The 13,345-nt window shown below is 41.8% G+C and carries 14 protein-coding genes and 1 pseudogene; 8 read left to right on the top strand and 7 right to left on the bottom strand.

Going from position 1 to position 13,345, the window contains the following annotated elements; translation table 11 throughout:
* Window positions 1-217: pseudogene (locus tag K5Q73_RS19895) on the top strand (hypothetical protein); the annotation flags it as partial.
* Window positions 218-408: 191 nt separating this feature from the next.
* Here the strand turns inward: K5Q73_RS19895 and bamC are convergent.
* Both bamC and dapA read right to left on the bottom strand, forming a co-directional pair.
* Window positions 409-1,506, bottom strand: coding sequence for an outer membrane protein assembly factor BamC (gene bamC / locus K5Q73_RS19890; protein WP_220765170.1), 1,098 nt, complete (start codon window positions 1,504-1,506; stop codon window positions 409-411).
* A 3-nt stretch (window positions 1,507-1,509) separates the two neighbouring features.
* The gene (gene dapA, locus K5Q73_RS19885; RefSeq protein WP_220765172.1) at window positions 1,510-2,394 is read right to left on the bottom strand and encodes a 4-hydroxy-tetrahydrodipicolinate synthase; all 885 of its coding nucleotides are present in this window, start codon (window positions 2,392-2,394) and stop codon (window positions 1,510-1,512) included.
* A gap of 240 nt (window positions 2,395-2,634) precedes the next feature.
* Between dapA and K5Q73_RS19880 the strand changes: the two genes are divergently transcribed.
* Both K5Q73_RS19880 and bcp read left to right on the top strand, forming a co-directional pair.
* On the top strand, window positions 2,635-3,171 hold the full coding sequence (locus tag K5Q73_RS19880) for a glycine cleavage system protein R (RefSeq protein WP_220765174.1): 537 nt from the start codon (window positions 2,635-2,637) through the stop codon (window positions 3,169-3,171).
* Window positions 3,172-3,190: 19 nt separating this feature from the next.
* Entirely contained in the window at window positions 3,191-3,661 is a 471-nt protein-coding gene (gene bcp, locus K5Q73_RS19875; RefSeq protein WP_220765175.1) for a thioredoxin-dependent thiol peroxidase, read from the top strand.
* Window positions 3,662-3,697: 36 nt separating this feature from the next.
* On the opposite strand, the gene K5Q73_RS19870 is transcribed toward bcp, so the two are convergent.
* The gene (locus tag K5Q73_RS19870; protein ID WP_220765208.1) at window positions 3,698-4,312 is read right to left on the bottom strand and encodes a LysE/ArgO family amino acid transporter; all 615 of its coding nucleotides are present in this window, start codon (window positions 4,310-4,312) and stop codon (window positions 3,698-3,700) included.
* A 128-nt stretch (window positions 4,313-4,440) separates the two neighbouring features.
* Between K5Q73_RS19870 and K5Q73_RS19865 the strand changes: the two genes are divergently transcribed.
* A complete protein-coding gene (locus tag K5Q73_RS19865) occupies window positions 4,441-5,337 on the top strand; it encodes a LysR family transcriptional regulator ArgP (RefSeq protein WP_220765176.1) in 897 nt (298 codons plus the stop codon).
* Window positions 5,338-5,416: 79 nt separating this feature from the next.
* Here the strand turns inward: K5Q73_RS19865 and K5Q73_RS19860 are convergent, their stop codons facing one another.
* Window positions 5,417-6,526 carry an AI-2E family transporter gene (locus tag K5Q73_RS19860; RefSeq protein ID WP_220765177.1) on the bottom strand — a complete coding sequence of 370 codons (1,110 nt, stop codon included), beginning with the start codon at window positions 6,524-6,526 and terminating at the stop codon, window positions 5,417-5,419.
* 90 nt (window positions 6,527-6,616) lie between these two features.
* Window positions 6,617-6,832, bottom strand: a complete 216-nt coding sequence (locus K5Q73_RS19855; RefSeq protein ID WP_220765178.1) for a sulfurtransferase TusA family protein — start codon at window positions 6,830-6,832, stop codon at window positions 6,617-6,619.
* A 111-nt stretch (window positions 6,833-6,943) separates the two neighbouring features.
* Here K5Q73_RS19855 and K5Q73_RS19850 point away from each other — a divergent pair, with 111 nt between their 5' ends.
* The 4 genes from K5Q73_RS19850 to K5Q73_RS19835 all read left to right on the top strand — a co-directional run bounded on the left by K5Q73_RS19850 (window position 6,944) and on the right by K5Q73_RS19835 (window position 11,317).
* The gene (locus K5Q73_RS19850; RefSeq protein WP_220765179.1) at window positions 6,944-8,404 is read left to right on the top strand and encodes a M48 family metalloprotease; all 1,461 of its coding nucleotides are present in this window, start codon (window positions 6,944-6,946) and stop codon (window positions 8,402-8,404) included.
* A gap of 73 nt (window positions 8,405-8,477) precedes the next feature.
* A complete protein-coding gene (gene arsC, locus K5Q73_RS19845) occupies window positions 8,478-8,828 on the top strand; it encodes an arsenate reductase (glutaredoxin) (RefSeq protein ID WP_220765180.1) in 351 nt (116 codons plus the stop codon).
* 12 nt (window positions 8,829-8,840) lie between these two features.
* A complete protein-coding gene (locus K5Q73_RS19840; protein WP_220765181.1) occupies window positions 8,841-9,212 on the top strand; it encodes a DUF2069 domain-containing protein in 372 nt (123 codons plus the stop codon).
* Between the two features lie 167 nt (window positions 9,213-9,379).
* Window positions 9,380-11,317, top strand: a complete 1,938-nt coding sequence (locus K5Q73_RS19835; RefSeq protein WP_220765182.1) for a hypothetical protein — start codon at window positions 9,380-9,382, stop codon at window positions 11,315-11,317.
* Between the two features lie 110 nt (window positions 11,318-11,427).
* On the opposite strand, the gene hda is transcribed toward K5Q73_RS19835, so the two are convergent.
* Entirely contained in the window at window positions 11,428-12,138 is a 711-nt protein-coding gene (gene hda, locus K5Q73_RS19830; protein WP_012155207.1) for a DnaA inactivator Hda, read from the bottom strand.
* A gap of 73 nt (window positions 12,139-12,211) precedes the next feature.
* Window positions 12,212-13,324: a DUF2066 domain-containing protein gene (locus K5Q73_RS19825; RefSeq protein ID WP_220765183.1), complete on the bottom strand. Its 1,113-nt coding sequence runs from the start codon at window positions 13,322-13,324 to the stop codon at window positions 12,212-12,214.
* Window positions 13,325-13,345 lie beyond the last annotated feature (21 nt).

Raw genomic sequence — 13,345 nt, 5'->3', positions numbered from 1 at the left:
TTATTCTACGTTTAAGCTTGTTAACGCAGTATCAGAGCCGCTAAAACTCGCCATTCTCGAGCGTTTTTGGCTGCCTACTTCTGCGTTGAATAACTTCACAAGGGAGCAACCATTCTTTCAGTTACTCGCCTTGAATTTGTTTGCCAAAAACGCTCTGAGTAGATCAACTTCTTATACTGATTGGTATAACAAGCGAACTCTGATATCACTGATGTAAAAATCGCTGTTTATTAGAGTTAAACAGTGGAATATGAGCTTGATGAAGTGGAATGTTTTTAAGGATAAAACCAAATAAAATCTAAAGCAGATCCTCTTCAGCGCAAATATTAAAGAATTCAGCGACTGTCATGGACTAGCTAAAACAAAAAAAGGAGCCCTAGGCTCCTTTTTCTATTATTGCGTTACATGTTAACGCGTCTTGCGATCTTCTTGCATTAATTCAGAGAAGCCTTCATAAACTGCGCTAACCACCTCACTAGAGAGAGGTTCGTTTTTCGCATTTAACAGATGGATTTCTGTTTTATCATCGGCTCCATCTTTTAGCTCAATCCGGTAAGAGCCAGCCTCAATCGGCAGTTCTTTCTCACTCCATAATGAACTCCAGAAGCCTGAGTCATCGGTAACATTGATATAAAGCAGTCCTTTATTGCTGTCCATATCGATGATCTCAAAGCCCATCTCCGGTAATACGATTCGTAGACGATCCCAAGTACGTTTAAACTTAGCATCTGCCAGCCAATATGCTTGCTCTTCGGCTTGGGCAATCAGGTCCACATCAATACCTAAGCTTTGCTTAAGACGTTTAGCCTTAAGAGCTTTGGCACGCTCAATGCTGATGTAACTAATTGAGTCATTCAACCGATCGATCGTATAGCGACGCTTATCTTCGCCACTTAACAGTATGTCTTGTAAATCACCATCGAAGCTTTCTTCATGTTCGATAAGATCGATAGTTAAGTTACCGCTACGACCATGTGGGCGTACATCGACATGATACATGTAGCGCTGCTTAAGCTTGTAAACTTTATCGCTGCCCCAAAAACTTGATTCAATTACCTGATCACTTTCAATCCAATCGGTCTCAAGTGTGCCTTTTTGGTAATCTTCACTTCGTAGCGAAATTGATTTGCTAGCGAAATAGTCTTTCAAGACATCAAACAGTTCTTCTTTAAGATCGATATCGTTATCAATTGACTCAACAACAATCTTAATATTATCAGTCCCGTCTTCTACACGAGTACCTTCAGCCATTGGCAGTACCTGTAGAGGTGGACGAATATCTAAACTCTTACCGACTAAGGTTACATCGACTTTACTTCCTACAGCAGGAATATCGTATTCTTTACTGTACGTCGGCGCATGTAGGCCTTCAGGAATAACTAATTGTGGCTCAACAGTCAGATCTTGGTAGTTCTGATCTGTATCGTTAGCTTGCCTTCTGTCAATTGGCGTACTACATGCAGTAACGGCTGCAACTAAAATCAGTGGTGATATTTGCTTTAGCATTTATTATTTAACCTCTATTCGGGCATTTTTCATCGCTTCTAGCAACAGACCATGAAACTCGGTAGAAAGTTCAGTCAAAGGTAAACGAATTGTTCCGTTGCTAATAAGTCCCATACGATGGACAGCCCATTTTACAGGGATAGGGTTAGCTTCGCAAAACAAGACACTAAACAAATCTTTAATAGACTCTTCAGCCGATAGTGCCGCTGAAATATTGCCACTAAGAGCCGCATCACACATGGCTTTAAACTCTTTTGGTACGATATTATTTGCAACAGAAATAACGCCATTACCGCCTAATGAGAGAAACTCTCTTGCTGTCGCATCATCGCCGCTATAAAGAAGGAAATCGTCACCACATAAATTACGTAGCTCTTTGACACGGGAAAGATCACCCGTCGCCTCTTTAACACCTATGATGTTTTTAATACCAACAAGCTGAGCGACGGTTTCAGGACGCATATCGACAGCGGTTCTACCTGGAACGTTATAAAGGATTTGCGGTACATCAGTACTCGCGGCAACCGCAGTATAATGCGCAATAAGCCCCTTTGGCGTTGGCTTATTATAATAAGGCGTAACACCTAACATGGCTGCTACACCGACATTAGATAGACCTTTAGTTAACTCTACCGCTTCAGCGGTGGCATTGGCGCCATTACCACCAATAATTGGAATTCTGCCCGCAGCAAACTTTACCGTCTGCTCAACAACAGCAATATGTTCTTTAGCTGGTAATGTAGCTGACTCACCAGTTGTGCCAACAGCAACGATGGCATCTGTACCTTGGGCGATATGGTACTCAACTAAACTTTCAAGACTTTTATAATCAACTGTGCCGTCACTATTCATTGGCGTGACTAAGGCAACGATGCTTCCGTATATCATGTGTATTCCCCAAGGGTTCAGGACAGGCTATGGTACTGATGCAATCCACTAAAAACAAGCACTACGACGCAAGACTTAAGCATATTCATCATCAAGTTGAAACATATTAAATATGTTACAAGATCACAATGACAAGGGTCGCAATCTGATTAACTTGTGATAGCATTAGCCACCGCATAGAAAACCGTTATTTATTTGACGCTTTTTTAAAGTCTAACTAATAAAAAAATGGGGTATTGAATGTCCAATCACTTGGTCGTTACTGCAATGGGGGTCGACCGTCCTGGTATTGTAAGTAAATTTGCACGACTCGCGAGTGAGTGTGACTGCGATATCGTTGATAGTCGCATGGCACTTTTCGGTAACGAATTTACCTTGATTATGATGCTTTCGGGCTCATGGCCATCTATCACCAAGATAGAGTCAACATTACCCAGCTTAAGTGTTGAGTTAGAATTATTAACGGTGATGAAACGCACCTCAAAACATACACCGCAAAATTACATCTCCAATTTAGAAGTTAATTTCAGTGGTCTCGATCAGCGCGGCACGATGAAAAAGATCACTCAGTTCTTAGCTGACCGATCGTTAGACCTCGCAGCGGTAAAATCCCATGCTGAAGAAGATGCGACAGGGAGACCAACACAAAACATTAGTCTAACCATTAATGTGCCTGAGAAAGTTGACCTAGATAAGTTAGAAATCGGTTTAAATGAATTAGCAAATGAACTAACACTAGAATGTGCTATTGAGCGTATGCAAGGTGTCGAAAGCTAAAATTTTTAAGGATAACAATATGAAAACCTTAACCGTTGGCGAACAAGCCCCGTTATTTACCTTACAAAACCAAAGAGATGAAACCATCAGTCTTGCTGAGGCCTTAACATCCGGTCCAGTACTGGTTTACTTCTACCCCAAAGCCTCTACTCCGGGCTGTACAGTGCAGGCTTGTGGCCTGAGAGACAGCAAGGAAGATCTCAATGACTTATCTGTGACTGTGTTAGGCTTAAGCCCAGATCCAGTTGCCAAACTTGCAAAGTTTTCCGACAAGCAAGCGCTTAACTTTTCACTACTCAGTGATGAAGACCATGCAATTGCCGATGCGTTTGGAGTGTGGGGCGAGAAAAAGTTTATGGGTAAAGTTTACGATGGCATTCACCGTCTGAGCTTCTTAATTGGCCAAGATGGCAAAATCGCTCACGTGTTTAATAAATTTAAAACCAAAGACCACCACGAAGTCGTACTCGCACATATAAAGGGTCAATAATGTTGATCGAAAAAAGGAGCCAATTGGCTCCTTTTTTTATACTACATAAGGATAAATTAACGCTGCAGCGATTGACCACATAGTAATACAAATAAACCTATCTAAGTAACACCATGCCTTAGGATTTTTAAACACAGGACTTAAGTATTTTGCCCCTAGACTTAAACTAAAGAACCAAACAAAAGAAGCCAATACTGCACCGGCTCCAAACCATTGTTTTTCTGTACCCTCAAATTGCACGCTAATGCTGCCCAGTAGAACCACTGTATCCAGATAGAGATGAGGGTTTAGTAAACTAATTGCCAGAGTAGTTAACACAGCCTTCTTTAGACTATCAGCCGCCAACCCTTGCTCACTTTCCATTCTCGACTCACTAAATGAAGATTTTAGCGCTCCGTACCCATAAATAAGCAGAAAAAGCGCCCCACCAATACTTGCGATATCTTTAATCAATGGAAAGGCTAAAATGAGATGACCTAACCCTGCTACGCCGGCGGTGATCATAATCGCATCGATAAACGAACAAATCGCCGCGATAGGTAAAGAATGCGACCGCTTAAGCCCTTGTTTTAAAACAAATGCATTTTGCGCACCGACTGCCATAATTAGGCTTCCGCCAATTCCCATACCCTGTATAAATGCTGTTTGCATCATTGCCTCAAAACCAGCTTAAATTCGATGGCGCAAGCATAATCGGCAGCCAAAAATAAGTACAACTAATAAATCTTATAATGTATAAGTAAAACTTATCTCAGGCAGTTTTATAACTAGGAGCAAAGATGTTTGATTACGCCCATCTCAAAGCACTATCCATAGTCGTGTCTCAAGGCGGATTTGATAAGGCAGCTCAACATCTGTATATCAGTCAATCAGCGGTCTCTCAGAGGATCAAGCAGCTAGAGGATAAGGTTGGACAAGCGCTTTTAGTTAGAACGAACCCTGTCAGAGCCACTGAAACCGGCAAGCGACTGCTTAGGCATTACGCACAAGTTCAATTACTTGAAAGCGAGTTACGCTCTGAAATGGATGTTGATGACCCGTCCCTCCCTACAATAGTTAAAATTGCAGTCAATGCTGACAGTCTTGCCACCTGGTTTTTACCCGCGTTAACTCAGACATTTAAGCAGCATAAATGGCTGTTAGAATTGGTAGTTGATGATGAATCTTATACCCACCATCTACTCAAAAATGGCGAAGCTGTTGGCTGTGTCACAACCACGCAACTGGCGCTGTCAGGTTGCAGTAGTGAGTTTCTCGGAAATATCGAATACCAATGTGTGGCCACGCCCGATTTTATTGAACAATATTTTAGTTCTGACGATCCTTTAAATGACATTAGTTTTGCGCCAGCAGTGGTGTTTTCCACCAAAGACAAGCTACATGATAAGTTCCTCAGCTTCTACTTTGACATTAATGACAAGAGTTGGCGGGAACACAAAATACCCTCTTCCGAAAGTTTCCTTGAAGCGATCAAAATGGGATTAGGCTATGGATTAGTTGCACATTTACAGGCCAAGCCATTAATAGAGACTGGTGAGTTAGTCGAAATCTTCCCTCATAAAAGAATGCAAGTTCCCTTGTATTGGCAACACTGGAACATTAAAGCCAAACAAACCAGCGTTATATATCGAGCATTAGCTATGAGCGCTAAAGAGCAATTGTACCAATCGATATAAGAATGTATTCGCTTAATAAGAGTGAGATAAGCAGATCTAAAAAAGGGGCTTAAGCCCCTTTGAATGAGTCCAAACTAGCCTACTTTACATCAGGTAAGGCGATATTCTCTTTCGCTTCAACTTGTTGTTTGTCTAAACTATTTGGAACTGGCCAAGCGTTGATAACAGCCTTAACTAACGAGGCTAATGGGATTGCAAAAAAGACTCCCCAGACTCCCCATAAACCGCCAAAAATAAGCACAGCCGCAATAATAAACACAGGATGTAAATCCACTGCATCAGAGAACAGCAATGGTACTAGCACATTACCATCTAGTGCTTGGATAATGCCGTAACCCACCATAAGGTAACCAAATTCGGGACTGAATCCCCACTGAACAAACGCTACAAGTGCAATAGGGAGTGTCACTAGTGTTGCACCAACATAGGGGATTAATACAGACAATCCAGTTAACACACCTAATAACGCCGCGTAGCGAAGATCCATTAAGGCAAAGAAGATATAGCTGGCCACACCTATGATAACTATCTCAATAATTTTTCCGCGGATGTAGTTAAAGATCTGTTGGTGCATCTCATTCCATACTTTACGCGCCAAATCTCGATTGGTGGGAAAGAAACGCTTACTGCCTTTAATTAATTCATCTTTATCTTTTAAAAAGAAAAAAACCAGCAAGGGGATTAGAATGGCGTACACCATTAGCACTAATAATGAGGCAGAATATCCTAAAAGTTGTTTACCTATATCGAGTAGATGTTGGGTATCTAACATCTTCTTAAGCTCGGCAACCATGGTATCTAGCTGACTTGGGTTAACAAACTGAGGGTATTTATTAATATAAAGCTGCGCGGTATTAAGCCCTTTATCGATCATACTCGGTAGGTCTGCCATCAAGCTCACTCCCTGACGCCACACACTCGGTACGAGGCCAAAACTAATTAACAGCATTAAACCGATGAATAGGACAAGAACTAATGAGGCAGCAGTGGTGCGGTTGATGCCGACACGAGCCATTTGAGCTACGGGCCATTCCAATAAAAATGCTAAAACCAATGCGATCAGTAAAGGCGCTAATAAGCCACCAGCAAAGTATATCGCAAGGGCTAAACCCATTAAGATAAGCATTAAGGTTACAGCTTGTGGATCACTAAAACGTTCTTTATACCAACGGCTTAAAACAGATAACATTCATACTCCCTAGCTCGACAGCCATTTTAATCCTTTGCGGCCATCATAAAAATAATATTTTACTCAACGTAAAATTGTATAAAGTCTCTTTTACTTAGTCACGGTTAACGACAAGATGGTGTCATTATCTTCAAACACTGCATGGCAAATATCCGCTTTTTTTAAATAGCGGGGAACATCTTGCCTAGAACCGGGGTCTGATAAGACAACACGAATGCATTCTCCCACAGCCAGTTGCTTAAGTGCGAGTTTGACTTTTACTAACGGCAACGGACAACGATATTGTGTTAAATCAATAATAATCATAATGAACTTGCTATAACCAATCCAAGGCTATTATCCTAATAAGCAACGCAAACCACAAGCAAGCATTATGGTTTGACAATAACAGAAGCATAGCCCAATTTAAGGATCCGCTTGAGTAAATTAACTTTTTCAAAATCCGTTATCGCTGGAGCCCTGTCTTTTATTTTATGCACTAGCTCTGCTGTTACATATGCCAATAACGATTTACCTGACTTAGGGACTGCAGCTGTTAATACATTCAGTTTAGAAAAAGAGACTGAAGTGGGTGATGCCTACATGCGGGTGATCCGTGGCTCTGCACCTATGCTCAACGATCCTGTTTTAAATCAATACTTAACTGAATTAGGTAATAAACTTGTTGCTCATGCTACAGGTGTAAAAACCCCTTTTTACTTTTTCTTATTAAGAAATGATGAAATTAACGCGTTTGCATTCTTTGGCGGACATGTTGGCGTGCATACAGGATTATTTCTTAATGCTGACACAGAAAGTGAACTAGCTTCCGTTATCGGCCACGAAATTACCCACGTTACCCAGCGTCACTTAGCGCGCTCTATTGAAGCGCAACAAAAAACCTCGCCAGCGACGATAGCTGGTATGCTAGGCGCTATTTTGTTAACTATCGCCTCCCCTCAAGCAGGCATGGCGGCGTTAGCTACGACTCAGGCACTAGCCACCCAGTCAAAGATTAACTACACCCGCCTTCATGAAAAAGAAGCTGACCGCATCGGCATGCAAGTCATGGTTGATGCAGGATTTGACCCCAATGGAGCTGCTGATTTTTTTGGTAAATTAGCAACTCGGTACCGCTTCACCACTAAACCACCACAAATGCTGCTAACGCATCCATTGCCCGAATCACGGATCTCAGAGGCGCGAATTCGCGCCGAGCAATATCCACATAGACAAATTCCCGACAATCTGAACTTCCAGCTTGCTAAAGCTAGAATTCAAGTCAGGTTTTCTGGTTATAGTGAACAAGCTGCGCTCTCAATCTTTGAGAAACAACTCAAACACCGCCGCTACACCTTTAAAAGTGCAGCTGAGTATGGCAAGGCTTTAGCGCTATTTAGATTAAAGAAATATGCCGAATCAGAAAAAATTATCGATGAGCTTTTAGCTAAGAGCCCTAATAATCTGTTCTTTATCGATACTAAAACCGATCTGCTCAGCCAAAAAGGTGCTCAAAATGAGGCTATTGAACTGCTATTAACACAAAGACAGTTAAAGCCAACATCTCCAGTGGTTAATACCAATCTTGCCAATGTCTACATAGAAGATGATCAGATAAGTAAAGCCATCCCTCTACTTGAAGACCTGATTTTTCTCGATAAACAAAACCCATTACCTTATTTTTTATTAAATACCGCTTATAAAAAGAACGGTAACAAGGCGATGGAGTACTTTGTAAAGGCCGAATCACTTGCACTAGTTGCCGATTATAAGACAGCTATCGATCAATTAAATTTTGCTTATCGTGAATCTAAAGGCGATCCACTGCAGTTAGCAAGAATCGAAGCCCGGATCAGGCAATTTAGGCAAGCAGACCGCGCACTAGAACAATTACAGTAACAGCAGTTTCACTGTGACTATGATCACAAAATAAAGTATCATAGTCACAACCTTTAATAACAATAAGTTGCATATGACAAGCGCTACTATTTATCACAACCCAAGATGTTCTAAAAGTCGCCAAACCTTGGCCTTGTTAGAAGAAAATAACTGTACTATTCATATTATTGAGTATTTGAAGACAGCAGTTTCAACAGCCGATATCACTGATATTTTAACCAAATTAAATCTCGCACCAAGAGAAATGATGCGTACCAAAGAGGTTGAATATAAAGACCTCGGCCTGAGTGATACGTCTTTAACTGATGAGCAGTTAATTCAGGCTATGATCGATACACCAAAGCTGATTGAACGTCCTATTGTGTTAGCAAATAATAAAGCCGCTATCGGACGTCCGCCAGAAAACGTTCTTTCTATTTTATAAGAGAGTCAATTAATGAACTCGACTACCCTATTTAAGCTTTGTCGCACAGGTTATGTGGCACTGGTCATGTTGTTAGGGGCATGGTTCATACGCCAAGGGTTAACTGGCGAATATTCGATGCTATTTAGCCTTCTATGGCTCATACCTCTACTTCTGCCTCTCAAAGGTATTTTAACCGGCAAGCCCTACACTTATGCATGGGCCAGCTTTATTCTTTGTCTTTATATGTTACATGCCCTTACCTTAGTTTATGTAACAGAAACGGACACACTCTTTGCTGTTGTTGAATCTTTACTCATTGCAAGTTTACTGGTTGGTTTCCCTTTTTATGCTCGGATCCGTGGCCGAGAACTTGGACTGGGCTTAAAGAAAAAGAAAAGCTAATCATCTAGAGCGAAGATGCACTTAAAGTCGTCTTCGCTCTGTAGTTTGCCCCTCATATCCTCCCCCCTCAAAGCTTAACATACCGTTAAACTACCCTTTGTTTGCTTAACATTTATCGTGCTATATTGCTTATCAGCCTAAAAAATATAATAACAAAGGATAATTCCATGAAGCGTTCCTTATGCTACATATTGATAAGTGCAATGGGGCTCACTGCGTGTGGTGGGAGCAGTGACAACTCGCCACAAGGCCCTGGTGACATAACTCCACCTCCAGTTATACCTGATGGTCTAGTTCGGTGTGACTCGGAGAGTCAACTTAATCAAGTCACAACAGCTACTATGCTTGTGTTTCATACAGAGCCAAACTATAAGGCTGGCCAACCTGCAGCAATCATCGCAACGCTCAAAGCAAACAATGTCACAGAACATCAATTTAACTGGACTCAAACAGCTGGTAGTAGCCTCATTTTAAAAAGCACTAAAAGCCCTGTTTTAGCCTTTACTGCGAACGATACTGGTAGCTACAAATTTGAACTAACAGTCACAGGCAACCAAACATCTTTTACTGAATCAATTGAAATAAACGTAGAAGCAGCCAGCACAGTTCAGGTTGCTACCCGTGTAGATCATCAGGTAACTGAAGGTAATTCCGTTAGCTTTAGAGTTGACACACCAGAAACTAATAACCCTAATCAAATAAGCTGGTGTATCGCTGCAGGCCCAGCTCTTAATGTCGACATCAGCGCGGTAGAAAGGCCCTTGTTCACTGCACCGAATGTCGATGAAGATACCCTATCGACTCTTAGGGTCACAGGCGTAATTGGTGATCAGTCAGTTACCGATGATGTTCATCTATTAATTACCAATGAGAATGCCATCACCTCAAGCTATTTTGACGAAAGAGTTGCCAAAACCTTTGCGTATAAACCAGACTCTCCCTATAAGGACGATTTACAAGCCTGTGTATACTCAAATCAACTACAAGAGGGATGTCAAATATCGCGCTTACCATTAATAGGTCAAGAATCAGTCGTCAATAAGCAAGCGATATTAGATAGAGTGCTGGTCTCTCATCAATGGATGGGGGAAAATTTTGAATACTTCCTTGAGAATTTAGACCCTAGCAGCGATTTTGCCATCCTTTTACAATCTGTCACCGCAATTGTTATTAGTTATGATGTACGCCCCTCATTTTACTGGGTTGTAACAGGAGCAATATACTTAGACCCTAGTGATCTCTGGTTACTTGCAGAAGAGCGCGACACCATTAATGAAGCCCCTGATTACCGAGGCAGTTTTGGTAATGACTTAAACTTTCTGATGCCATGGCGTTACGTTAAAAATAACAGCTATACCTCTTATATTGTGCCAAGAAGTGTGCGAACCAAGCGTACGACTCAGGAAATGATGCCAGATTTAGCCTCTCTTCTCTATCATGAACTAGCACACGCTAATGACTTCTTTCCAAGGAGCGTACACACCAACTTATCGGGCCCGACTCTGCTTGATGACTATCTTCGCCGTAGTGATGCAAAACAACTTATTTCCGATCAACTTGTTGCTTCCTATCCGTTAAATAGCCAAGAAATGACAAATTTAGCAGAAGTGAGTTTCAAAGGGGTTAGCGCTAACGAAACCCAAAAAGCCTACACTTCTAGTGATATTACAGGCTTCTTTTCCCCCGACAGAGCTTCGGATTATTATGCCTACTCCACGAGGCGAGAAGATGCTGCAATGTTATTTGAAGAAGCCTTAATGAGTCACAGATATGCAATTCAACGTGATGTAGCGGTTACCGATAAACCAGAGAATCCAACTGGCAGCACAATCAGCGTGGATTGGGGACAACGGGGACGGATTGGCGACTCTGATTTAGAGAGTCGAGCGGCATATGTCATTGACCAAATGATGCCGGAACTTAACGCTACCGCTTTAGTCAATGGTTTACCTGAGCCTATAGCGATGAAACAGGGTCTGTCTTGGTCAGAAAACCTCTTACTGTCCCCGTCTGTTCAATCACAATTAAATCGAATCTCACCTAGCACCACTGTTTCTCCAGAGTTGCGCTTAAGTGGCGATAGGCATGTAAAACCTGTCGATTAACAGAATTGTTAACTCTCGCTAAATTTATAAATGTAAAAGCCCAGATTTTTATCTGGGCTTTATTTCGTGATTTTGTGCTGAACAAACAGCTGTATTCTACTAATTGACTATTATAGACGCAGCATTTCTTTAATGAATGGGATAGTCAACTTACGTTGGTGCACCATAGAAGCTTTATCGAGCCTATCCAAAACATCAAATAAAGTTCTTAGGTCTCGCGCCAAACGATTCAGTAGAAAACGTCCAACATCTTCTGGCAGTTGCAAGCCTCTCATTGCCGCTCGGCGTTGTAATGCAGCTAACTTTTCTTCATCTGCCATCGGCTGCAGCTGGTAATTAAGTCCCCACTGCATGCGAGATACAAGATCCGGTAATGAGAATCCACTATCGCTTGGAGACACACTTGCACTCACCACAAGCGAACAGGTTTTCTGTTCTGAAATTCGATTATAGAGATCAAATATTGCCTCCTCCCATAACGGATGTCCGGCTATCGCATCTACATCATCAATACAGACTAAATCCAGTTTTTCCAGCCCTTCTAATAAGGCCGTTGAGATACTTGCATGGATCCCCAGCGGGATATAGAAACTACTTCGACCGAGATCATTGGCATGGGCACAGGCAGCATGCATAAGGTGGGTACGTCCCGATTTTTCAGGACCCCACAAGAATACAGCACCATTCGACTTGCCCTCTGCGCATTCTTGTAAACTTTGAATAAGCTCATCATTACCCGTTGCAGGATAATAACTATTGAAGGTTTCATCATCAGGTAGATGAACTGGCAGTGATAATTGTAAAGGAGAGTTTGACTTCACTCAGGTACTTCTCAATGACGCTATATTTCTATATTAGGCACACATGGTAGCATGTGTGCCTCTCGATTGGGAGCTATTGGGCTTTCCAATAATAGATCTGTATCTCTTTCTGAGATGCTTCTATCGGTTCTGCAGGCGAATAACTTAGATTTTGCTGAATATTTGGCTCAACCGTCCCGACTTGCGGGTCGAGTGACATTAACCGATGAAGATCGGACTCATTACCAAATAGCGCTAAATTAAACTCAACAGTCTGCCCTTTAATACTAGCAATACTTGCCGACTTGATGGCACTTAACTGAGCCAAATAGCGTTCAATCACGACAAGCTGATTGATATCAGTCACATCAACAAATGCTATCTTAGTTGTATTTCGCTCACCAGAATCTGCTATCGCGAATTGACCGACATAATATTCACTTGCTGCGGCGATCATTGCTGTAACCGCCTCTTCTATTGTAGCCGTTTCACCACTGGTATTAATAAGTGATGTCATCTGCAACGCTTGTGGGTCTTTATCTCTTGGGTAAAGTCCCATCTGATAGTGGTACACAGCTCCTTGTGGTTCAACGGTCGCCATTAAAAAATAATTAGCCTGATATCTTAGAGAAGCGTTAGCAACATTATCAGTAAAGCGGCCGCGAACATCATTCACTCCTACCTTCATTGAATCATCGAGATCCATTAAAGGAAACAACAAAGGGACTCCTCGGCTTAATGACTCTGAATCGAAGGTTTTTCGACTAGGTGACGCTGAACCATCATTCAATATTGTCCGTTCACCATCTTCATTAATAACTAGCCACACTAAGGTTAAAGGCCGCTGCTTACCCCAAACGGGTAGGCCCGCTTCCCTAAGTAGACGAATTATACGTTTATGGTCAAAGTTGACTTTAAGAAACAACTCACCAGCATCTTCATAGTAACCATACTGAGTCATTAATGAGCTCGCATTTTTAAGCTGCTTTACAATCAATGGATTAGTCAATGCAGCCTGAGTACCTGAGTTTTTCATAATCACAGCTTCAAAGGCCTGCTTGATACCTTGACTTCTAAGGGCTGTGGTTCTGGACTCAATAGGGACTGCACTTTCATCAAGCGAGCTAACATCTGCAGCATTCACAAATGTCGATAAACACGCAAGAAAAGGAAAGATGACAAAAAAACGTAAAGTGAATTTCAACATGTTTAAGATTCAAGGACGACT

The organism is Shewanella sp. MBTL60-112-B2, from assembly GCF_019655055.1.
Taxonomy (GTDB): Bacteria; Pseudomonadota; Gammaproteobacteria; order Enterobacterales; family Shewanellaceae; genus Shewanella.
Note: the sequence above shows the minus strand (reverse complement) of the source record. Positions and strands in the feature narration are given on the sequence as shown.